The organism is Erwinia sp. E602, from assembly GCF_018141005.1.
In the GTDB taxonomy this organism is placed as follows: Bacteria; Pseudomonadota; Gammaproteobacteria; order Enterobacterales; family Enterobacteriaceae; genus Erwinia.
The window spans coordinates 144,461-165,525 of record NZ_CP046581.1 but is presented as its reverse complement, the minus strand read 5'-3'; the positions used below and the strand labels follow the sequence as shown (position 1 = coordinate 165,525).

At 61.0% G+C, this 21,065-nt stretch carries 17 protein-coding genes; 6 read left to right on the top strand and 11 right to left on the bottom strand.

Features of this window, described 5'->3' with window-relative positions; translation table 11 throughout:
* Positions 1-6 precede the first annotated feature (6 nt).
* The 3 genes from GKQ23_RS00720 to GKQ23_RS00710 all read right to left on the bottom strand — a co-directional run bounded on the left by GKQ23_RS00720 (position 7) and on the right by GKQ23_RS00710 (position 4,032).
* A complete protein-coding gene (locus GKQ23_RS00720) occupies positions 7-1,635 on the bottom strand; it encodes a TIGR04028 family ABC transporter substrate-binding protein (RefSeq protein WP_212408156.1) in 1,629 nt (542 codons plus the stop codon).
* Positions 1,636-1,937: 302 nt separating this feature from the next.
* Positions 1,938-2,342: an H-NS family nucleoid-associated regulatory protein gene (locus GKQ23_RS00715; protein ID WP_056237642.1), complete on the bottom strand. Its 405-nt coding sequence runs from the start codon at positions 2,340-2,342 to the stop codon at positions 1,938-1,940.
* A gap of 850 nt (positions 2,343-3,192) precedes the next feature.
* Positions 3,193-4,032, bottom strand: a complete 840-nt coding sequence (locus GKQ23_RS00710) for a DMT family transporter (RefSeq protein WP_249168399.1) — start codon at positions 4,030-4,032, stop codon at positions 3,193-3,195.
* 171 nt (positions 4,033-4,203) lie between these two features.
* Between GKQ23_RS00710 and GKQ23_RS00705 the strand changes: the two genes are divergently transcribed.
* From GKQ23_RS00705 to GKQ23_RS00690, 4 genes are all read left to right on the top strand, one after another.
* On the top strand, positions 4,204-4,782 hold the full coding sequence (locus tag GKQ23_RS00705; protein WP_056237647.1) for a helix-turn-helix domain-containing protein: 579 nt from the start codon (positions 4,204-4,206) through the stop codon (positions 4,780-4,782).
* Between the two features lie 164 nt (positions 4,783-4,946).
* A complete protein-coding gene (locus tag GKQ23_RS00700; protein WP_056237651.1) occupies positions 4,947-5,747 on the top strand; it encodes a DUF1460 domain-containing protein in 801 nt (266 codons plus the stop codon).
* Positions 5,748-5,986: 239 nt separating this feature from the next.
* On the top strand, positions 5,987-6,565 hold the full coding sequence (locus GKQ23_RS00695) for a TetR/AcrR family transcriptional regulator (protein WP_056237654.1): 579 nt from the start codon (positions 5,987-5,989) through the stop codon (positions 6,563-6,565).
* Between the two features lie 77 nt (positions 6,566-6,642).
* A complete protein-coding gene (locus tag GKQ23_RS00690; RefSeq protein WP_249168398.1) occupies positions 6,643-7,539 on the top strand; it encodes a DMT family transporter in 897 nt (298 codons plus the stop codon).
* A 51-nt stretch (positions 7,540-7,590) separates the two neighbouring features.
* On the opposite strand, the gene GKQ23_RS00685 is transcribed toward GKQ23_RS00690, so the two are convergent.
* From GKQ23_RS00685 to GKQ23_RS00655, 7 genes are all read right to left on the bottom strand, one after another.
* Positions 7,591-8,931, bottom strand: a complete 1,341-nt coding sequence (locus GKQ23_RS00685; protein ID WP_212408346.1) for an LLM class flavin-dependent oxidoreductase — start codon at positions 8,929-8,931, stop codon at positions 7,591-7,593.
* A 22-nt stretch (positions 8,932-8,953) separates the two neighbouring features.
* A complete protein-coding gene (locus GKQ23_RS00680; RefSeq protein ID WP_212408345.1) occupies positions 8,954-10,549 on the bottom strand; it encodes an ABC transporter ATP-binding protein in 1,596 nt (531 codons plus the stop codon).
* Positions 10,546-11,382 carry an ABC transporter permease gene (locus GKQ23_RS00675; protein ID WP_212408344.1) on the bottom strand — a complete coding sequence of 279 codons (837 nt, stop codon included), beginning with the start codon at positions 11,380-11,382 and terminating at the stop codon, positions 10,546-10,548. Before GKQ23_RS00675 ends, GKQ23_RS00680 begins: the two co-directional genes overlap by 4 nt.
* Before the next feature lie 3 nt (positions 11,383-11,385).
* Positions 11,386-12,381, bottom strand: coding sequence for an ABC transporter permease (locus GKQ23_RS00670; protein WP_212408343.1), 996 nt, complete (start codon positions 12,379-12,381; stop codon positions 11,386-11,388).
* Between the two features lie 13 nt (positions 12,382-12,394).
* A complete protein-coding gene (locus GKQ23_RS00665) occupies positions 12,395-14,014 on the bottom strand; it encodes an ABC transporter substrate-binding protein (RefSeq protein WP_212408342.1) in 1,620 nt (539 codons plus the stop codon).
* Between the two features lie 31 nt (positions 14,015-14,045).
* Complete coding sequence (locus GKQ23_RS00660; protein WP_056237663.1) at positions 14,046-14,606, bottom strand: GNAT family N-acetyltransferase; 561 nt, start codon at positions 14,604-14,606, stop codon at positions 14,046-14,048.
* A 225-nt stretch (positions 14,607-14,831) separates the two neighbouring features.
* Positions 14,832-16,229 carry a PLP-dependent aminotransferase family protein gene (locus GKQ23_RS00655; RefSeq protein WP_212408341.1) on the bottom strand — a complete coding sequence of 466 codons (1,398 nt, stop codon included), beginning with the start codon at positions 16,227-16,229 and terminating at the stop codon, positions 14,832-14,834.
* A gap of 162 nt (positions 16,230-16,391) precedes the next feature.
* Between GKQ23_RS00655 and GKQ23_RS00650 the strand changes: the two genes are divergently transcribed.
* A complete protein-coding gene (locus tag GKQ23_RS00650; protein WP_212408340.1) occupies positions 16,392-17,276 on the top strand; it encodes a DMT family transporter in 885 nt (294 codons plus the stop codon).
* Between the two features lie 54 nt (positions 17,277-17,330).
* Here the strand turns inward: GKQ23_RS00650 and GKQ23_RS00645 are convergent, their stop codons facing one another.
* Positions 17,331-19,355 carry a choline transporter gene (locus GKQ23_RS00645; protein ID WP_371819990.1) on the bottom strand — a complete coding sequence of 675 codons (2,025 nt, stop codon included), beginning with the start codon at positions 19,353-19,355 and terminating at the stop codon, positions 17,331-17,333.
* A 409-nt stretch (positions 19,356-19,764) separates the two neighbouring features.
* Between GKQ23_RS00645 and zigA the strand changes: the two genes are divergently transcribed.
* Complete coding sequence (gene zigA / locus GKQ23_RS00640; RefSeq protein WP_212408338.1) at positions 19,765-20,982, top strand: zinc metallochaperone GTPase ZigA; 1,218 nt, start codon at positions 19,765-19,767, stop codon at positions 20,980-20,982.
* Positions 20,983-21,065 lie beyond the last annotated feature (83 nt).

Sequence of the window (21,065 nt, the reverse complement as noted above, 5' to 3'; positions counted from 1 at the left end):
TCAGCCTTACTTTTTATCCAGCCAGACGCCGTAGAAGCTCGGGCGGCCCACGGCCTCAAAGCTCAGCCCTTTCAGCCACGGCGCGCTGGCGAACACCTGCGGCTCTTCGAAGATCGGGATGTTATAGGCGTTATCGATAAGGTAGCGCTGCGTGTCGCCGGTCAGCGCGAGCCGTTTCTGCGGATCGGTTTCCGCGGCAATGCCTTCCAGCAGCGCGTTCAGCCTGTCATCACGGAAGTTTTTCACCAGGCTGCTGGAACCGCCTTTCTGCAACAGCGCATCGCGGTTGGTCGGGTAGAACTGGCTTTTCACCACGTCCGGGTCGGCGCGGCCGACTTCGGTGACGTTAACCGGGGTTTTCAGCGGATCGAGGCTGTCGACGGTTTTGCTGCCGGCATCGCCGGCCTTCACCGCCAGCGCCACGCCGACCTGCTTCCACTGCTGCGCCACCAGCTGCAGAACCTCTTTGTTCTGCGGCTGCGGCAGGGATTCGTACACCGTCAGCGCCAGTTTCTGGCCGTCTTTCTGGCGGATGCCGTCGCTGCCCGCCTTCCAGCCTGCTTCGTCCAGTAATTTATTTGCCAGCGCCGGATCAAACTTCAGCCTGTCGCTGAGATCAACGTAGCCTGCCGCCGAGGCGGCCAGCACGGACGTGGCCACCGGGTAGTTAGGCGAGAACAGCGTATCGACGATCTGACGGCTGTTGGTGGCGTGCAGCAGCGCCTGGCGCACTTTCAGTTCAGACACCAGCGGGTTATCCGGGCGGAAACTCAGGCTGTCATTGATGCCGCGGGTTGGTGCGGCGTAGATCGGGAAGTTCTGCTGCTGTGCCTGCTTCTCATCATAAGCCTGCACCTGACGGATCGCCCCGGCCTGGCCGGCCAGCAACGCGCCGATGCGCACGCTGTCTTCCGGCGTCACGATAATTTTGATCGCGTCGAGGTTAGCGCGGCCCTGCTGAGCGCCATTTTTCGGACCCCAGTTATAATCTTTGCGCACGCTGAGATCGACTTCACGTCCGAGCTTTTCGCCGGTGACCACAAACGGGCCGGAACCGATAATATGACGCGCATCGCCCAGCGCCTCAAAATTACGCGCAAGGGTGCTGAGAGAAACCAGACCGGAGCCTATCGTGGCTGTCCCCTGCAGAAAGCCCGGGGAGGATTTCTTAAAGTAGAATTTCACCGTCAGCGGATCGACCACTTCGCTGCGTTCATAGTTATTGATCACTTCTGATACCGGGAGGCGCTGCGCTTTATTTCCCAGACCATAGGTATCAAAGTTTTTCGCCACCGCACTGGCATCCAGCGGCGTGCCGTCGGAGAAGGTCACGCCCGGGCGAATTTTAAAGGTATATTCCGTTTTCTCCGCGTTGCTGCTCCAGCTTTCAGCAATCCAGGGTTCCACCTGCAGCGTTTCGGGATTTTGCCAGGTCAGCTTATCGGTAATTTGATTAAGAATACCGCCGTTAGGATAAAACCCACCGGCAGGGGGGTAAAGATTGGTGTGTGCCTGTTGCTCTAAATAGATCAGCGTACCGCCCTGCACCGGCTTATCTGCCGCATGGGCGATAACAGAACCGGTTAAAAGTGCCAAAGCCCCGGCAAGTGCCTGAAGGCGAAACGTGTTGCGCATAAGGAATTCCTTTATTGTCAGTTTGATGTGCCTGCTGGCAACCAATATCAGGCCTGACAACGGTCAAGGTGAAGCAAGGAATTCTTCTGGCTATTTGCGTTTTGCGCATAAGGCTGTGAAGGAGAAAGCTGAAAACAGAGCGTGTGACAGGGGATGGTTAAAAGGCAGGGCACAGATACCGCAGCAGAGGTGTCGATCGGACGGCAGTGGGGGGTAAATCTCAGGGACAACTGAGGTGGAAAACTGAAAGACGAGGGGAGTGGCAGGAAAAAAAACGGCCACCTGACGGGTGGCCGGTTTTGTTACTTGATCAGGAAATCTTCAAGTTTTTTGCCTGCGTCCAGCGCCTGCTTAATTACCGCCGGGGTACGGCCCTGGCCGGTCCAGGATTTGGATTCGCCGTTTTCGTCAGTATATTCATACTTAGCCGGACGCGGTGCACGCTTGGCACGGGTCTTGGTAGTGGTATTATCTGCAGCGGTCAGTTCGCTCAGGTCGATACCATCTTCCAGCAGCATCTGGCGGTATTTTGCCAGTTTCTGTTCTTTTTCTTTAATCTCAGAGGCGATAGCGGCATCTGCTTCACGTCTTTCGTTCACTACCGCTTCCAGTTTCTCCAGCATCTCTTCGAGCTCAGCTAAAGAAATTTCACGAGCCTGCGCACGCAGGGTGCGAATGTTATTTAATACTTTCAGCGTTTCGCTCATAACGGAATCCGTAACCTGTAAGGTGGTTTAAATTTAGTCAACATAGGTACCAGTGACAAGTGTACATTCAAATGAATGAGGAAAAAACAGTAATTTAAAAAAATGTTCAATTAAAGGTGAGGTTGTGCACATAAGTCAGCGGAGATGCAATCGAGGATGTAGCTATATTTACATCGAATGGGATGAATCTTAACACTATACTTCGAGGCCTTACGTGGCTTGTTGAAACTTTACACGGAAAGATCGGGTAAAACGCGTTGAATTACGTTAGCGAAGAATAACTGACTATCCTGCTGTTAATGATTGATTTTCTTCAGAGTATGCCACCTGTTCTTAGCGCAAAAAAAGCTAACTTTTTTTGCGGGTGTTACGCTGTCACCCGTGTAGCCTTATGGCAGGTGTGAAATAAACCGTCACCATCCCGTGTAAACCAGAAATCCCGCTATTCGTTCTCATTTTTGCGCATTCAATCTGATGATGCAGGCGTCTCTTAGCTGCTCAGCCCGCGAAGGTCGGCAGGGAGGAAAGTTAACCCAGGTTATTATTCCCGGTATCTGCGGGTCAGGTGAGCAGTCAGGTAACGGTCATTCTGGTTTGTCGGGGGGACGGTTTCGGACTATTCTGCTGACCGGATATAAAACGGCTTCAGTCGCTATATCCACTTTTTAGCCAGCGGGTTGCCGGTAAAAAGATATCATCAGCGCGTGAACAGAGTCAGTTTACGTTAAGCCGGTATGAAATCCCGTTACGACATTAACTAGTTACAACATACTTTTAACTTTTTAATGCTCCGCCAACAACAGCGTGCCTGCCTGCAATATTAGGGTCAGACAGGCTCTGTTCATGCGGGTTACGCTCTCCTGCTCGCGTTATTTCTTAACCGGTAGCTGGCCGCAGTGGCAATAAGGATGATGAGTGCGCCGCAGAACTGCCCTAACGTAAGGCGGTGGGCAAAGACCAGCCAGTCTACAACGATAGTGACCACCGGATAAATAAATGAGAGCGCGGCCACCAGGCTGCCGCTAAGTTTACCGATCCCCGCATAAAGCAAGGTCGACATCAGCGCAGTATGTACCACACCCAGTATTAACAGCAGCGACCATACCTTAACCGGGTTTTCTGCCTCAATCGGTGTCATAAAAGGCAGTAACAGCAGCGTCCCGGTAATCAGCTGGATGAGGACCAGCTTTTGGGGGGAGATATGCTTTACGCTACGGGCCACAATCGCAACCAGCGAGTAACAGAACGCGGCACCCAGCGCCAGCAGCACCCCGGAGAGATAATGCTCCCCGCCTGACCGGACGGGCTGCCCTCCGCTGACGATCAGTACGACACCCGCGAACGCCACCCCCAGCCACAAAGCCGCCTGCCGGGAGATTTTTTCGCGAAACAACAGCGCACTCAGCGCAGTCAGCATAAAAGGCTGAGTGTGGTAGGTCACGGTTGCGACACTGACCGAAGCCGACGCGTACGCTGTAAACAGTAACACCCAGTTTAAAACCAGTGCGATACCGCCAGCGACAACCAGCAGCCACTGATGCAGGGTTATTCTCACTTGCCACGATCCGGGCAGGGTAAAACAGACCAGCGCCATCGCCACTGCGCCAAACAGGCAGCGGTAAAAAACGGCGGTTAACGCATCCTGCCCGGAAGCGATTACCAGCCAGCCGGTGGTACCGGCGACCAGCATTGCCGCGGTCATTTGCAGTGTTCCCGTGGTTGAGACCATTTCTTGACTCCTTATCAGGTCCGTAAAGGTTTTCAGGTGTGGATTAACAGGTTAAATTGAACGAGCGGACATTATAATGAACGCATAAGAGGCGTTCGTCAAAAAGAACATTTGTACGATATGGAGAACACTATGAGTGATTTAACCCCGCCTGAATCTGCGGCAGGCTCACCCATACTGCTGCTGGCACAGGCGCTGCGCCGTGAACGGGAGCGGCTGGCGGTCAGCGTGACCGAGCTGGCAAAACGCGCGGGCATTGCCAAATCCACGCTTTCACAGCTGGAGAACGGCATTGGCAATCCGGGACTGGAAACCCTGTGGGCGCTGGCGATGGCGCTGAACGTGCCGGTCAGTCGCCTGATCGCCCAGCCGCGACAGCCGGTGCAGGTGATACGCGTCGGGGAGGGCACGCCGCTGGTCTCCGGCCAGGCAAACTATCTGGCCACGCTGCTGGCTACCTGCCCACCGGGGGCACAGCGTGATATTTATCGCCTGCAGGTGCAGCCGGGTGAACCGAAGATTTCTGCCGCGCATCAGCCCGGCACGCTGGAGCATGTGATCCTCAGCAGTGGCCGGGCGAGGGTGGGGCCGCTGGAGGGCTGGGTGGAACTGACCGCCGGTGATTACATCAGCTACCCGGCTGATGAACCGCACCTGTTTGAGGCGCTGGAGGAGAACACCACGGCGGTGATGCTGATTGAACAGGGATAAGGACCACGCGGCTGCGCACTGCAAAATATCGCACAACCGGTTATTTGTCAGATATGTTGTCGCATCCATCAACGGGCGTTAAATGAACGGCTATCACATTCTCTCTTCCACGGTTAAGCGGGTAAAAAACCCCCAGGATTTAACCCGGTTAACAAGGAGAGAAAATGAAAAAAACGGCTGTTTTACTGCTGTCGCTGGGCCTGACAGCGGTGGTTTCATGCCGGTCAGCGCAGCCCGCGTTTCAGACCGAGATGGACAGCGCTACCGCGCAGAAGGTGAACACCCTGCTGCGTACGGTGACGATCCCCGGACGGAACAAAAGCCACGGCGAACGGGTGCGCGACCTGTCGGCGGCCTTTCTCGGTACGCCGTATCAGGCCGACACGCTGAAGGGCTCTGCGTTAACCCCGGAAGTGCTGGTGGCAAATTTTAACGGCGTCGACTGCTATACGCTGATTGATTACGTCGAGGCACTGACGCGCGCAACCAGCGCGGATAACTTCCTGACCCGGCTCATCCGCGTGCGCTACGTCAACGATAAGGTCAGCTACCTGAGCAGAAAACATTTCTTCACCGACTGGTATGCCATCAGCCCGCACAACGCTGAGGATATCACCCGCAGCCTGAGTCCTGCGGCGATCGCGGTTGAAAAGACGCTGAACCGCAAAGCCGACGGCGGTGAATACATTGCCGGGCTGGGCAGCGTGCCGCGGACGATCGCCTACCTTCCCGGTAACGCCATCAGCCAGCAGGTCCTCGATAAGCTGCACACCGGCGATTACGTTGGCGTTTATTCTCCGCTGGCCGGTCTGGACGTCTCCCACACCGGGATCGTGATCAAACGGGATGGCCAGGTGTGGTACCGCAACGCCTCATCGCTGTCGCGTAATATGCGGGTGGTCGATACGCCATTTCTGGAATATATGGCGAAAAAGCCCGGCATCGTGGTGCTGCGGGTGAATTAGCGGCGGCATTATCTGCCCGCTGCCCGCTGGCGATCCACTGAACAACGGTATTGCGGCGTACGTGCAGCGGGCACAGGGTGGCAGGATTACCCCGGCAGCAGCCATCACCCTGCAGAGAATTCTGTAAATAACAGGTGAGGTACCTGCCATTCAGTCATTCGTGGTCAGCCTCAGGTTGATTTACGCTGATAAGTAGGTAGACTGGTCTACCTACTTTTTACTGAAACAAGAAGGCGACAATGACCCCCGACCGCGAAAGCGCCCACGATAAGCTGCTCCGCGCCGCGCAGGTGCTGTTTTACGCCCATGGCATCAGCAGTACCGGCATTGATGCCATTATTAAGCGCGCAGGCGTGGCAAAGAAGAGCCTCTACAATAACTTCAGCTCCAAGGATGCGCTGATTGCCGCCTATCTGCAGGTGCGCCATCAGGAGTGGCTTGACTTCTACCAGCGGCGGGTGGCACAGGCGGCCACGCCGCGTGAGAAGGTGATCGCGGTATTTGCTGCCTACGGCGATCACGCCGAATTCGCCTATGAGCACGGCTTTCGCGGCTGCGGCCTGCTAAATGCCGCCGCCGAATTCCCGGCCGATTCCGCGGGGCGTCGTGAAGTGCGCAAGCATAAAGAGCAGGTTGAAGCGATCCTGGTTACTCACCTTGCAGAACTGGCTAATCCGCAGGGCAGGGATATTGCGCTGCTGGCGAGGCATTTTTCCTTCCTGCTGGAGGGCAGCATTTGCCGCGCCGGGCTGGAGGGCAACAGCGCCTGTATCACTCAGGCCTGTGCGATGGCGCAGCAGTTAATGGAGGCACTGTGAGCAACACGGCAGAACAGCAAACCTGCACCACTACAGACGCCCGATCCGCGCAGCAAACCCTCGGCACGTTCGGCGTTCTGATTGCCGCCATTCTGTGGGGAACCACCGGTACGGCCGCGACCTTTGCGCCGGAGGTCAGTCCGCTCGCCGTCGGCGCGGTGGCGATGGGCTTCGGCGGTTTACTGCAGTGCCTGATTGCCCTGCGGCCGGTGGTGGCGCAGCGGCGTAAAATTCTGGCCCAGCGCCGTTATCTGCCGATCGGTGCGCTGGCCGTGGCGATCTACCCGCTGGCGTTTTATGCCTCGATGAACCTGGCCGGGGTAGCGGTGGGCACGGTGATTTCCATCGGCTCTGCGCCGCTGTTATCGGCACTGCTTGAGTACTTTTTTGACCGGCAGCGCTTAAGCCGCCGCTGGATGTGCGGTGCCGCCGTGGGCGTGGCCGGAATGGTGCTGCTGACGCTGGCGGAGAGCGGCCATGCCACCGCCGGCGCAGAACGCCCACACGCGCTGGCCGGTATTCTGCTGGGGCTGGTGGCCGGCTTAACCTATGCTCTCTACTCCTGGTCGGCCCGGCAGATGATGCAGAAGGGGGTCAGCGGCCCGGCCGCGATGGGATCGACCTTTGGCGCAGGTGGCCTGCTGCTGATGCCGGTGCTGCTGCTGACCGGAGCACCGCTGCTGCAGTCGTGGAGCAATGCTGCGGTGGGGATCTATATGGCGCTGGTGCCGATGTTTATCGGCTATCTCTGCTACGGCTATGGCTTAGCCCGCATCCGCGCCAGCACCGCCACCACCATCACCCTGCTGGAACCGGTGGTGGCCGCGCTGCTGGCCGTAACGCTGGTGGGCGAGACGCTGCCGGCCAGCGGCTGGGCCGGGATGGCGCTGATTGTGATCTGCCTGGCGATTATTACGCTGCCTGCGGGACTGTTTTCGGGGCGGCGCGTGCGGCCTGATCGTGAACCGGTCTGAATAAGCGGGTCAGCCCGGAGCTGACCCGCTTATTCTTCCGGCCGGAACCCGTTACACCGCTGCCCCCTCTTCCCGCCGCGCCGCAAACTGGTTTTCCGGTTCGCGGAGCCCCAGCTGTTCGCGCAGGGTGTTGCCTTCGTACTCGCGGCGATAGAGGCCGCGCGCCTGCAGGATCGGGATTACCTGGTCAACGAAGTCGTTAAACGCCGTCGGCGTGCCGCCGCGAACGATAAAGCCGTCCGCCGAGCCGCCGGTAAACCAGGCTTCCAGCCCGTCGGCCACCTGTCCGGCGGTGCCGGAAAAGGTCGGGCGCGGGGTGGCCTCTTCCAGCGCCACCTGGCGCAGGGTCAGGCCGCGCGCCTGCGCGTTGCGTTTGATGGTGTCGGTGGTGCTGCGGAAGCTGTTCTGGCCGAGATCGCCGATATCCGGGAAGGGCGCGTCCGCATCGTACTGACTGAAGTCATGATGCTCAAAGTAGCGGCCAAGGTACTCCAGCGCCTTTTCCAGTGATACCAGCTGCGCGGTCTGCTGGTAGCGCTCTTCTGCCTGCGCTTCGCTGTCGCCGATAATCACGCTGATCCCCTGGAAGACGCGGATATCATCGGCGTCACGGCCGTTGACCACCAGCTGGCGGCGCACGTCTTCACGGAAAGCGCGTGCCAGTTCCGGCGTTTCCTGGCGGGTGTAGATGGCGTCGGCGGTTTCAGCGGCAAACGCCTTGCCGGACTCCGACGCGCCGGCCTGGAAGATCACCGGCCGCCCCTGCGGAGAACGGCCGACGTTAAGCGGTCCCTGCACCGAGAAGTAGTGGCCTTTATGGTTCAGCGTATGCAGCTTGTCGGCGGCAAAGAACTCGCCGCTCTCTTTGTTGCGCACGAAGGCGTCCGCCTCCCACGAGTCCCAGAGGCCTTTGGTCACCTGCAGATACTCGCTGGCGATGCGGTAGCGCTCGCTGTGCTCCGGGTGGCGATCGCGTGAGAAGTTTTTAGCCGAACCTTCCAGCGGTGAGGTGACGACGTTCCAGCCCGCGCGGCCGCCGCTCAGCTGATCGAGGCTGGCAAACTGACGCGCCACGGTAAACGGCTCGCTGTAGGAGGTGGAGAGGGTGGCCACCAGGCCGATTTTCTCCGTCACCAGCGCCAGCGCGGACAGCAGCGTGATCGGCTCAAAGCGGTTGAGGAAGTGCGGGATCGACCTGGCGTTGATATACAGGCCGTCGGCGACAAACAGGAAATCGAATTTCGCCGCTTCGGCCTGTTTTGCCAGCGCTGTGACGAACTCAACGTTGATGCTGGCGTCGCTGACCGCATCCGGGTGACGCCAGGCGGACATATTGCCCGACGGGCCCTGTATAATTGCGCCGAGGCGCAGCTGTGTTTGGGTCTGACTCATGGCTGGTTTCCTTACGGGTTATTCAGGCAGCGCGGCCCGGCAGCGCCGGCTGCGCATCAAGAAGCTGTCGCGTCCACGGATGGCGCGGGTGGTTAAATACCTGGTTCACGTCGCCGCTCTCCACCACGCGCCCCTCCTTCATCACCAGCAGCTGGTCGGAGAGGTGGTGGATCACGCCGAGATCGTGCGAAATAAACAGCAGGGCGGTGCGGTGCTCCGCCTGCATATCGGCCAGCAGGTCGAGGATCTGCGCCTGCACCGACACGTCCAGCGCGCTGACCGGTTCATCGGCCACCAGCAGCGCCGGGTTGGGCGCAAAGGCGCGGGCAATCGCCACGCGCTGGCGCTGGCCGCCGGAGAGTTCACGCGGGTAGCGCTGCAGCAGCGACCGGCTGAGCCGCACTTCGTCAAGCAGCTGCAGCACCCGTTTACGCCGCTCCGCGCCGAAGATCTGCACCGCATCCAGGCTTTCGCCGATGATGCGCTCCACGTTGTAACGCGGATCGAACGAGCTCAGCGGATCCTGGGCAATCAGCTGCAGCTGCTGGCGGCGGCTGCGGCGCAGCGCTTCCGGCTGATGGTCCCAGCGCTGGCCGGCAATAACGATCTCGCCGCACTGCGGTTCGCTCAGGCCGAGCAGCAGGCGGGCCAGCGAACTTTTGCCGGAGCCGGACTCACCGACCACCCCCAGCGTTTCCCCGGCGCGCAGCGTGAAGGAGACGTTATTGACCACGTGGCGGTCGCCGTAATACTTATGGACGCCGTTGACCGCCACCACGATCTCTCCGGCCGGGGCGCGTTCGGGCAGCGCCTCCGGCTGCGGTGACGCCAGACGAAAACCGCGCGTCTCCGGGCGGGGGATAGCCTGCAGCAGGCGGCGGCTCCACGCGTGCTGCGGGGTACGCAGCACCTCACGGGTGGCACCGCTCTCCACCACTTCGCCGTCGCGCATCACCAGCACCCGGTCGGCCAGTTCGGCCACCACCGCCAGGTCATGGCTGATCAGCAGCAGCGCCTGGCCGTTATCGCGGCGCTGCTGCAGCAGCGACAGGATCTGTTTCTGCACCGTCATATCCAGCGCGGTGGTCGGTTCGTCGGCAATCAGCAGCGCCGGCTGCCCGGCCAGCGCGCAGGCGATCAGCACCCGCTGGCGCAGGCCGCCGGAGAGCTGATGCGGGTAAACCGCCAGACGCTGCTCTGCGTCGGCAATGCCCGCGTGCTGCAGCAGCTGAATGCTGCGCGGCACGATTTCGCGGGCGGGCAGCGGCTGGCTGGCCAGCAGGGCGTCGGCCAGCTGCTGGCCGACGGTACGCAGCGGATCGAGAGAAACCAGCGCGTCCTGCAGCACGTAGCCAATCTGCTTACCCCGTACCTGCCGCCACTGGCGCTCGCTGTTGCCCAGCGCGGGCTGGCCGAGAATATCGAAACGGTCGGCGCTGATGATTGCGCCTTTGGCCTGCAGCCCCAGCAGCGCGCGGGCGGTGACGGTTTTACCGGAGCCGGACTCGCCGACCAGCGCCACCGATTCCCCCGGCTGAATGGTCAGATTCAGCCCGTTAACCACCGTCTGTTCGCCAAAGCGGATGGCCAGGTTATGAATATCTACCGCAGCGGTCATGGTTGTTTTCCTTCAAAACGGGCCTGCCAGTAGCGGCCAACGGTATTCACTGCTACCACGGTCAGGGTAATGGCAACACCCGGCCAGACGCCGGTCCACCAGGCGTTACGCAGATAGTTACGGCCTTCCGCCAGCATCAGCCCCCACTCTGCCGTCGGCGGCTGCGGGCCCATGCCGAGGAAGCTCAGCCCGGCGGTGCCGATGATCGCCGTACCCAGACCGAGGGTGGCCAGCGCCGGCACCTGCGCCACCGCGTGCGGCAGCACGTGACGCAGCACCAGCTGCCAGCGCGGCAGACCAAAGGTGCGCGCCTGTTCCACGTAGCCGGACTGCGCCACCAGGAACGTCTGCGCGCGCACCACGCGGGCAAAGCGCGGCACCGAAGCAACGCCCAGCGCAATAATCAGGTTAACGGTGCCGGGGCCGGTAAAGGCGATCAGCATCAGCGCCAGCAGCAGGTCCGGGAAGGCGGAGATGACGTCGACCGTGCGGCCAGTCACCTCATCCACCACGCCGCGCGCCAGCCCGGCCAGCAGGCCCAGCAGCGTACCCGCCACCACTGCCAGCGCGATCGCCGCTACCGAAATCAGCAGCGAGTAGCGGCTGCCGTAGATCACCCGGCTCAGCAGATCGCGGCCCAGCTGATCGGTGCCCAGCCAGTGTTGCCAGGAAGGGGGCAGCATGGCGTTGAGCGGGTCGGCCTGCAGCGGATCGAAAGGTGCCAGCCAGCCGGGAAACAGGGCGGCCAGCGCCAGCAGCACCAGGAATAACAGGGCGGCCAGCAGGCCGTAAGGCAGGCTGCGCGCAAGGCGCAGCGTTAAGATTTCAGACATGATTCACTCCCTGCCCGGCTGGTGACGCAGGCGCGGGTCGAGCAGCAGGGCGAGGATATCGACCAGCGTGCTCATTACCACGTAGATCAGCGCCGACAGAATGGCGACGGCCAGCACCACCGGCAGATCCTTGCTCAGCACCGCGTCCATCGTCACCTTGCCGAGGCCGGGACGGCTGAACACCGTTTCGGTGATCACCGCACCACTCAGCAGGCCGCCGACCAGCCAGCCGGTCAGCGTCACCGCCGGCAGCGCCGCATGGCGCAGCGCGTGGCGCAGGCGCACGGTGCTGCCCTTAATGCCCCAGGCGCGCAGCGTCAGCGAAAACGGCTGATCCAGCGCCTCCTCCAGCCCGCGCCGCAGCACCTGTGACACCACCGCCCCCTGCGCCAGCCCCAGCGCCAGCGCCGGCAGCACCAGCGCGGCAGCGTTGCGGTCGCCGGCCACCGGGAACCAGCGCAGGGTAAAGCTGAACACGAACAGCAGCACAATTCCCAGCCAGAATGAGGGCGTGGAGGCCAGCAGCAGTTCAATGCCGTTGGCAACGCGACGACCCCAGCGACGGTGCGCGGTACTCACCGCCAGCAGCACGGCAAACGCCACGCTGACCAGCAGTGCGGCAGCGGTCAGCTTCAGGGTTGGCACCAGCTGCGAGGCCATCAGCTGGCCGACGTCGACATTGAGCATATAAGAGCGGCCAAAATCGCCGTGCAGCACGCGCCACAGGTAGCTGAGGTACTGCTGCCACAGGGGCTGATCCAGCCCCCATTCGGCGCGGATCGCCGCTTCAATTTCCGGGGTGCGGATCTGTTCACCGATCAGCAGGCTGACAATATCGCCCGGTGCCAGCCAGACGCCGATAAAGGACAGCGTCACCGCTGCCCACAGCACCATCACGCCGCCGCCCAGACGCCCGGTCGCCCGCCACAGCAGGGAGGAGGGCGCCTTCAGGCGCAGGGCCGAAGGGCTTTTGATCAGGGGAGTGGTTTCGCTGCTCATGATGACTCCGTTATCAGTGTTTGCTCAGCCAGACGCCCCAGGCGTTTTCCGGCAGCTGCTTAAAGGCACGGAAACCGACGCCGTGGACATATTTCGCCGAGGCGATCTGGTCTTCCGGCTCATACAGCGGTACCGCCACGGCCTGGTCCAGAATCACGAACTGCTGCAGCTGCGCGTAGGACTCGCGTTTTTTCGCCTCGTCCAGGGTGGTGGAGGCGGCTTTCAGCAGCGGCAGGATCTCCGGTGCCGAGGTGCGGCTGTAGTTGATGGCCCCGCCCGCTTTCACCGGCAGGTAGTGGTTTTCAATGTCGATGCCGTCGGTAGGCGTGTTGGAGTTGGCAATCGAACCAAACTGGCCGCTGTTACGCAGCTCGACGTAGGTGCCGGAATCGACGTAACGGATGTTCAGATCCACGCCGAGACGCTGGCGGGCCTGTGCCTGCAGCGCCTGCAGCAGCACGCCGCGCTGGTCACGGACGGTCGCCTGTGCCTGGACGATATCGATGGTCAGGCGTTTACCCTCTCTGGTGCGGAAGCCATCGGCATCACGCTGAGTCCAGCCTGCTTCATCCAGCAGTTTATTGCCCAGCGTCGGATTGTTGCCGTATTTGCCTTCCAGCCCTTTGTCATACAGCGGATCGATCGGTGAGGTGATGCCCCAGGTACGGGTGCGTTCGCCGCGATAGATCGATTTCAGTATGCCGTCGATATCCAGCCCCTGCAGCAGGGCCTGGCGCACCTTCTGCTCGCGGGTCGGGCCATATTCCACGTTAAGGAACAGCGAGTAAGGGGTGCCGGTGTTCAGCGCATGCCGGTAGTCGAAGTCCGGGTTATCTTTGAATTCACCGGCGTCATTACCGGAGATCCCTTCAATCAGATCCACCTGGCCGGAGAGCAGGGCACCGGTACGTACGGAAGATTCCGGCAGGAAGCGGTAAGTTACGCCATCGAGATACGCCGGGCCCTGGCGGCCGGCGTTGGCCGGTGCCCAGTTGTAGTCCGGGTTTTTCTTAAAGACGATCTGCTGGCCTTTTTCATAGCGCTGCAGAATAAACGGACCGGTACCGGCCACCTCAGCACCACCGGCTTTTACCGTTGGTGACTCCCAGGATTTCGGGGAAATCAGCTTCAGCCCGGCGGCGAACGACAGGAACGGCGTATAAACCTCTTTCAGGTTCAGCACCACGTGCTGCTCATCCGGGGTTTCAACGCTGGCCAGATGGCTGCCCAGCGCGTACAGGCTGGTACCCGCCGCGTAGGCGGGATCCTGAATGCGGCGGAAGTTTTCCGCCACCGCTGCCGCATTAAACGGCACGCCGTCGGTGAACTTCACCCCTTTACGCAGGGTGAAGGTGATGCGTTTCCCCTCGTCTTCCACCTTGTAGCTTTCGGCCAGCCAGGGTACGTAACTGCCGTCGGCGTTACGCGCCAGCAGCGACTCATAGGCGGCGCGCAGGATCAGCTCGGCTTTATCCTGGCCGTTCAGCTGCGGATTCAGCGGGCTGGGTTCAACTTCAACACCCCAGGTCAGGGTACCGCCGGTTTGCGGTTTTTCTGCGGCAAAAGCCGCGGAGACGGAAAGGGCCAGCAGTGAAACGGTGGCCATCATGGCCACGTTATTATTTACGCGCATAGTTTTCCCGGAATAATGTTTAAGAAGCCAGTCAGGCGGTCAGTTTGTTATCAGTAAAATCGTGCAGGGTTTCTTTATTTTTAGCCTGCTCATAACGCTGCTGGTCGAGTACGCGGGTTAAATAAACCAGCTCCACGCCCAGCGGATTTATTGCCCGGTGGAACGGCTGATAGCCGCGACGCAGATAAAGCTGCGACAGCCACGGATGTTTAATCGCGGTTGCCAGATACACCGCCGGTGCCTTCAGCGTGTCGCGCAGAAAACTCTCCTCCACGTAACGGATAATGCGGCTGCCGTAGCCCCTGCCTTTAAAGTCCGGATCGACGGCAAACCAGTGCAGGAACGGCCAGGGCGCCACCTGCTTCTTATCCGGCGTCCACGGGAAGCGGGCGGTCAGCGTCGCTACCAGCTGGCCGTCGCTTTCCAGTACAAAGGTCGATTCGCTGGCGATGACCGCCCGCACGTCTTCAACGCTGGAACGGGTAATGGTGAAATGTATTCCCTGCGGAATTAACGGCGCGTAGGCTCGCTGTAATAGAGCATGCAGAAATTCCGCCTCTTCAGGCTGGGCTAAACGAATACGCTCGGTCATAACGTGCCACCTTAACGGGTGTGAGAATGGCGTGATTATTAGCTGGCTGTTACGACACTGTGAACGATGAATATCTGATAAGGATACGCGGTTAAAAGCTTAATCCGTGGTTTAGCGCGGTAATGACCCCGGACGTTCACGGGGTCCGCGCGCGGTCATATGCCGCTGGCAGAGATAAAGCGTGGCCGATCCGCCCGCGCGGGTAAAAAAGCACTGCCCGTGGGCTCAGAGGTGATTGCCGGCAGCCAGCTCCCGCATCGCCTGCTCCAGTACCTGGAATACCCGCGGATCGCTGAGGTGCGCCACGTTAAAGCGCAGGAAATTTCCGGCGCTCTGCGAGACGCTGAACACGTTGCCCGGCGCGAGGATCACGTTCTCCTCACGGCAGCGGCGGGCCAGCGCGGTGGAGTCGATACCGGCGGGCAGCCGGCACCAGAGATAAAAACCGCCGCGTGGGATCAGCCACGGCGTCAGACCGCTCCGGGTCAGCCTCGCCACCGCCTCGCGCTGCGCCCGCGCCAGCCGGCGGGTGACGTCATCGAGGTGTTTGCGGTAGCTGCCGCCCGCCAGCACGCTGGCCAGCAGTTCGGTGGTCAGCGGACTGGGGCCACCGAAATTGCAGGCAATCTGCAGATCCACCAGCCCGTCGATCCACGGCTGGCGGGCGGCGATATAGCCGCAGCGCACCGAGGCGGAAAGCGTCTTGGAGAAGCTGCCCATGCGGATCACCCGCTCCAGCCCGTCCGGTATCGCCAGCCGCGCCGACATCTCCGGCTCAAAATCAGCGAAAATATCATCTTCCACGATGATCAGATCCTCGGCTTCGGCCGCGCGCAGCATCCGCCAGGCGGTCTGCGGCGACAGGCTGGCGCCGGTCGGGTTGTGCAGCGCCGAGTTGGTGATATACAGGCGCGGCCGTTCCGCGGCGAGAACCTGCTCAAAGGCGGTGATATCCGGCCCGGTCGGGGTCCAGGGGACGCCGGCGATCTTCACCTGATGGATCCGCAGCTGGGTCTGAAAATTAAAGTAGCAGGGGTCATCAACCAGCACGGTATCCCCCGGCCGCAGCAGAAAGCGGCAGATCAGATCCAGCGCCTGGCTGCCGGAGCCGGTCAGCATAATCTGTTGCAGCGGCACGTTCAGCCCGTCGCGGGCAAAACGGTTTTGCAGCCACTGGCGCAGGGCCGGTGCACCTCGGGTGCCGCCGTAGTCCACCAGCAGGCTGGCGTCCGACCGCGCCAGCTGGCGCAGCCCTTTACGCAGCGCTTCGGCGGGCATCCAGTCTTCAGGCAACCAGCCGCAGCCGGGCTTGAGCACCTCTTCTCCGGCATCCAGCGACTGGCGCGACACCCAGAACGGGTCGATCTCCGGCGGCAGCCGGGTGGCGCTCTCCACCAGGCTGCGGGGAGCCTGCTGACTGCTGCTGACGTAAAACCCCGCCCCCCGGCGTGAGCGGATCAGTCCGGCCGCCGCCAGCCGTTCATAGGCTTCCACTACCGTGGAAGGGGAAACCTGCATCAGGGCGGCATAGCGGCGGATCGACGGCAGTCGCTCACCGGCGGCCAGCGCACCGCTGCTGATTTTACGGCGAATATCGTCGGTCAGGCTTTCGGTTCGGGTCATTGACGGGGGTTCCGTGACTGTGAACACTGAACTGTATGGCTGGCGTTAGCCATACAGTTCGGGAGAATTGTACTGCATTGTATCTTCGTCTTGTTCGTCACGCATCCTACTATCGTTCGAAGCTAAAGCCGTTAACGGTGGGAAACTATGCACAGAGGAACCATGCAGCAAACAACGGAACAGACGCAGCAACGCACGACGGCAGGCTGGTGGAGCGGGCTGGCAGGCGTGATTATTTTCAGCGGTTCGCTGCCCGCCACCCGGGTGGCGGTGATGGATTTTTCGCCGTGGTTTTTAACCTCGGCGCGGGCGGTCATTGCTGCCGTGCTCGGTGGGGGGCTGTTGTGGCTGCTGCGGCAGCGGCTACCGACGCGCAGCGATCTGCTGCCGCTGCTGATCGTTGCCGCCGGGGTGGTGGCCGGTTTCCCGCTGCTGACCGCCATGGCGCTGCAGCACATCAGCGCCGGGCACTCGCTGGTATTTATCGGCCTGCTGCCGCTGGCCACGGCGCTGTTTGGCGTGCTGCGCGGCGGTGAGCGGCCTAAGCGCGCTTTCTGGCTGTTTTCGCTGCTGGGCGGCGGCACCGTGGCCGGGTTTGCGATCGGCAGCGGGCAGGGCGGCGCGATCGGCGGCGATCTGCTGATGATCGCGGCGGTGCTGGTGTGTGGGCTGGGCTACGCGGAAGGGGCCGGTTTGTCACGGCGGCTGGGCGGCTGGCAGGTGATCTGCTGGGCGCTGCTGCTGTCGCTGCCGCTGATGGCCGCGATCGGCATCGCCAACTGGCCCGTCAGTCTGGCCGCCGTTAGCGCACCGGCGTGGTTTGGCCTGGGCTACGTGTCTCTGTTCAGTATGCTGATCGGCTTCTTTTTCTGGTATCGCGGGCTGGCGCTGGGCGGCATTGCCGGGGTGGGGCAGCTGCAGCTGCTGCAGCCGTTCTTCGGTCTGCTGCTGACCGCGCTGCTGCTTCATGAACCGCTGGCGCTGAGTATGCTGGTCTGCTCCGCGCTGGTGATCCTCAGCGTGGCCGGAGCGAAGCGCTTTGCCTGATCATAAAAAAACCAGGCCCGGAGGCCTGGTTGATGGTCTGGCGTTACTGCAGGATCAGCTCTCCGGGAACGGCATGGTGCTGCCCGGCGCCTCGCGGTGGATGTGCAGGAAGGTCAGATGACGCTCGTACTGGTCGAGGATGTCGTTAATGATCTGCTCGCGCGTGTAGTCCATCAGGTCGTTGCCCTGGGTGCCCTCCAGCAGGAAGGTCTCCAGGCGGAAGTAGTCCGACTTGCCGCGGCGGGCGCGATAGGTGAACGCCGGCACCGAGTAACGCTGCGGCCAGATCTGGTAGATGAAGCTCTGCTCATCGCCGAGGCTGACCGTCAGCTCCAGATGATTCAGGCGCTCATCTTCCTGCGGCGGCAGTTCGCTGACCTGCACCTGGGCGCCGCGGCGCTCCAGCTCACGCCCTACCTCTTCCATTGCCGGGCGGCACACTTCATCCAGCATCTTTTTGGTGTGCGTGGAACCCGGATAGTTCATCACGCGGGAAATACGCTGCTTCCAGTTGAGGCGATCGTCGCGTGATACCGGCACCGGCGGCATATTCACCGTGGTGCTGGCGCGGCGGTGATCTTCCACCCGCAGCGATTTATACAGCCCGGCCATCACAAAGAAGATCACAAAGCTGAACGGCAGGCCCATGATCACCGTGGTTTTTTGCAGCGCGCTGACGCCGTTAACCATCAGCATACCCATGGTCAGCAGGCCGATCGCCACCGACCAGAAGATGCGCAGCCAGTTGGGAGCGTCATTGTTAATGTCGCTGAGGCGGGCGGTGAAGTTGCCCAGCACCAGCGAGCCGGAGTCCGCCGAGGTAACGTAAAACAGCAGGCCGGTAATGGTGGCGACCGAGGCGCTGAAGGTAAAGCCCGGGTACTGCGCCAGCAGGCTGTAGAAGCCACGTTCCGGGTGCGCCATCGTCTCCTGGGCAAACGCCAGGTTGCCGTGGATGATCTCGTTCAGCGCGCTGTTGCCGAAGATCGACAGCCACAGCAGGGTGAAGATAAACGGAATGGTCAGCGTGCCCAGTACAAACTGGCGGATGGTGCGGCCGCGTGAGATACGGGCGAGGAACAGGCCGACAAACGGCGACCAGGCAACCCACCACGCCCAGAAGAACAGCGTCCAGTTGTTCATCCACTCGGTCTGCGGGTCAAAGGCGAAGCTGTTCAGCGTCATCCCCATAAAGCGGTTGATATAGTCCCCGACGTTCAGCACCAGCGCGTTAAGCAGGAAGCCGGTATCGCCGACGAACAGTACAAACAGGATCAGGCCAAAGGCCAGCAGCACGTTGAGTTCCGACAGGAAACGGATGCCCTTATTAACGCCGGAGGTGACGGAAATGGTCGCCATGACCACCGACAGCACGATCAGCGCACTCTGCACGGTCAGCCCCTCCGGGATATCAAACAGCACGTTGAGACCGTAGTTCAGCTGCACCACGCCGATGCCGAGGGTGGTGGCGATGCCGAAGATGGTGCCGATCACCGCGGCGATGTCCACGGTGTGGCCGATCGGGCCGTTAATGCGTTTACCGAAGATCGGATAGAGCGCCGAACGGATGGTCAGCGGCAGCCCGTAGCGGTAGCTGAAGTAACCGAGCGCGATGCCCATCAGCGCGTACATCGACCAGCCGGTCAGCCCGTAGTGGAACAGCGTCCACACCATCGCCTGGCGTGCGGCCTCATGGGTTTGCCCCGCGCCCTCCGGCGGCATCATATACTGGGTGACCGGTTCGGCCACCGAGAAGAACATCAGGTCGATGCCGATGCCGGCGGCGAACAGCATCGCCGACCAGCTCATCAGGCTGAACTCCGGCTTCGACTGCTCCGGCCCGAGCTTGATCGAACCGAAGCGCGAGCAGGCCATAAACACCACAAACACGATGTAGAGGGTGGCCGCCAGCAGGTAGTACCAGCCAAAGGTGTTGGATACCCAGTCGAGCGCGTGATTGATCAGGTTGTCGGAAAAATCGGTAAACAGGATGGTGGTCAGTGAGAACAGCAGGATCAGCGCGGCGGAGGTGTAGAACACCACCGGGTTGATACGGTCCTGCTGAGCTTTCTCTGGCATGTCAATATCTGGCATAAGGTCTCCGCAAAATGAGAACGAATAACTGACCTGACGTTTGCTCTGCGAAGCGTGCATTAGCGCATACTGGGTGACTTCCGCCGACTATCCGCTAATTACACTTGACGAGGCATCAGGTGAGGTCGCTATGTGATGGAAATAGCGTAGTTAATTTTTCAGTAATTGCTCCCCGGTAACATTTTTTCTGTTAAAAAGTGTCCCCGATCATAGTTTTTATTGATTGAGCATTCAATTAAAAATAATTTCACCCTCGCCGGGCGGTGAAAATTGCACCTGATGTCCACAGAAAAGAGAAGGTGACAATCACTATTGTTATGTTATAACGTAACAATAATGGCGAGGGGCAGCGTGCCGCCTCGCTAATGCCAGTCTGTTACGCTGTGAGGAACTGATGAACGCTGAATACTTAACCCCTCTGCCACGCGATGCGCGCCTGCCGGTCACCGTGCTGTCCGGTTTTCTCGGTGCCGGGAAAACCACCCTGCTTAACCATATCCTGCACAACCGCGAAGGCCGCCGGGTGGCGGTGATCGTTAACGATATGTCGGAGGTGAACATTGACGCGGCGCTGGTGCGCGACGGCGGAGCCGACCTGTCGCGCACCGACGAGAAGCTGGTCGAGATGAGCAACGGCTGTATCTGCTGCACCCTGCGTGAGGATCTGCTGCTCGAAGTCAGCCGGCTGGCGCGGGAAGGGCGCTTTGACCAGCTGGTGATTGAGTCCACCGGCATCTCCGAGCCGCTGCCGGTGGCGGAAACCTTCACCTTCGAAGAGGAAAATGGAGAGAGCCTGTCGGCGGTGGCCCGGCTGGATACCCTGGTGACGGTGGTCGACGGCTACAACTTCCTGCGCGACTACCGGTCGCGCGACAGCCTGCAGCAGCGCGGGGAGTCGCTGGGCGAACAGGATCGGCGTTCGGTGGTGGACCTGCTGATCGACCAGATCGAGTTCTGCGACGTGCTGGTGCTGAACAAAACCGACCTGATTGACGAACAGCAGCGCGGCCAGCTGGTGGCGATCCTGCGCAGCCTTAACCCGCGCGCGCGCATTGAAGTGGCGCGTTTTGGGCAGATAGCGCTGGAGAAAGTGCTGAATACCGGCCTGTTTGACTTTGACGCCGCCGCCGAAGCGCCGGGCTGGCTGCAGGAGCTGCGCGGCAGCCACGTGCCGGAAACCGAGGAGTACGGCATCAGCCACTTTGTCTGGCGCGCGCGCCGGCCGTTCCATCCGCAGCGCTTCTGGGAATTTTTCAGCGGCGAGCTGCCGGGTATCGTGCGCTCAAAAGGCTTTTTCTGGCTGGCTTCACGCCCCGATTTTGCCGGTAACTGGTCACAGGCGGGCGGCGTCTCGCATCAGGGGCTGGCCGGCCGCTGGTGGGCGGCGGTACCGCCTGAACGCTGGCCTGAGGATGAGGATCTGCGGCTGTCGATTATGCAAAACTGGCAGCAGGGCAGCGGCGACGCGCGCCAGGAGCTGGTGTTTATCGGTATGCAGATGGATGAGGCGGCGCTGCGGCGTCAGCTCGACGCCGCGCTGCTGACCGATAATGAGATGGCGCTGGGGCCGCAGGGCTGGCAGTTCTTCAGCGACCCGGTGCCGGAGTGGTAACCGAATTCACACGGCGGGCGTTCGGCACCTCGCCAGTCTCTGTTCCCGCTGCGCTTCTGACGATGGCGGGTTGTTTCAGCGCG

Excerpts from the sequence above, each read along its gene's own strand:
- GKQ23_RS00720 (WP_212408156.1), bottom strand. The coding sequence starts at position 1,635 with ATGCGCAACACGTTTCGCCTTCAGGCACTTGCCGGGGCTTTGGCACTT.
- GKQ23_RS00715 (WP_056237642.1), bottom strand. The coding sequence starts at position 2,342 with ATGAGCGAAACGCTGAAAGTATTAAATAACATTCGCACCCTGCGTGCG.
- GKQ23_RS00710 (WP_249168399.1), bottom strand. The coding sequence starts at position 4,032 with ATGCTGGTCGCCGGTACCACCGGCTGGCTGGTAATCGCTTCCGGGCAG.
- GKQ23_RS00705 (WP_056237647.1), top strand. The coding sequence starts at position 4,204 with ATGAGTGATTTAACCCCGCCTGAATCTGCGGCAGGCTCACCCATACTG.
- GKQ23_RS00700 (WP_056237651.1), top strand. The coding sequence starts at position 4,947 with ATGAAAAAAACGGCTGTTTTACTGCTGTCGCTGGGCCTGACAGCGGTG.
- GKQ23_RS00695 (WP_056237654.1), top strand. The coding sequence starts at position 5,987 with ATGACCCCCGACCGCGAAAGCGCCCACGATAAGCTGCTCCGCGCCGCG.
- GKQ23_RS00685 (WP_212408346.1), bottom strand. The coding sequence starts at position 8,931 with ATGAGTCAGACCCAAACACAGCTGCGCCTCGGCGCAATTATACAGGGC.
- GKQ23_RS00680 (WP_212408345.1), bottom strand. The coding sequence starts at position 10,549 with ATGACCGCTGCGGTAGATATTCATAACCTGGCCATCCGCTTTGGCGAA.
- GKQ23_RS00675 (WP_212408344.1), bottom strand. The coding sequence starts at position 11,382 with ATGTCTGAAATCTTAACGCTGCGCCTTGCGCGCAGCCTGCCTTACGGC.
- GKQ23_RS00670 (WP_212408343.1), bottom strand. The coding sequence starts at position 12,381 with ATGAGCAGCGAAACCACTCCCCTGATCAAAAGCCCTTCGGCCCTGCGC.
- GKQ23_RS00665 (WP_212408342.1), bottom strand. The coding sequence starts at position 14,014 with ATGCGCGTAAATAATAACGTGGCCATGATGGCCACCGTTTCACTGCTG.
- GKQ23_RS00660 (WP_056237663.1), bottom strand. The coding sequence starts at position 14,606 with ATGACCGAGCGTATTCGTTTAGCCCAGCCTGAAGAGGCGGAATTTCTG.
- GKQ23_RS00655 (WP_212408341.1), bottom strand. The coding sequence starts at position 16,229 with ATGACCCGAACCGAAAGCCTGACCGACGATATTCGCCGTAAAATCAGC.
- GKQ23_RS00650 (WP_212408340.1), top strand. The coding sequence starts at position 16,392 with ATGCAGCAAACAACGGAACAGACGCAGCAACGCACGACGGCAGGCTGG.
- GKQ23_RS00645 (WP_371819990.1), bottom strand. The coding sequence starts at position 19,355 with ATGCCAGAGAAAGCTCAGCAGGACCGTATCAACCCGGTGGTGTTCTAC.
- zigA (WP_212408338.1), top strand. The coding sequence starts at position 19,765 with ATGAACGCTGAATACTTAACCCCTCTGCCACGCGATGCGCGCCTGCCG.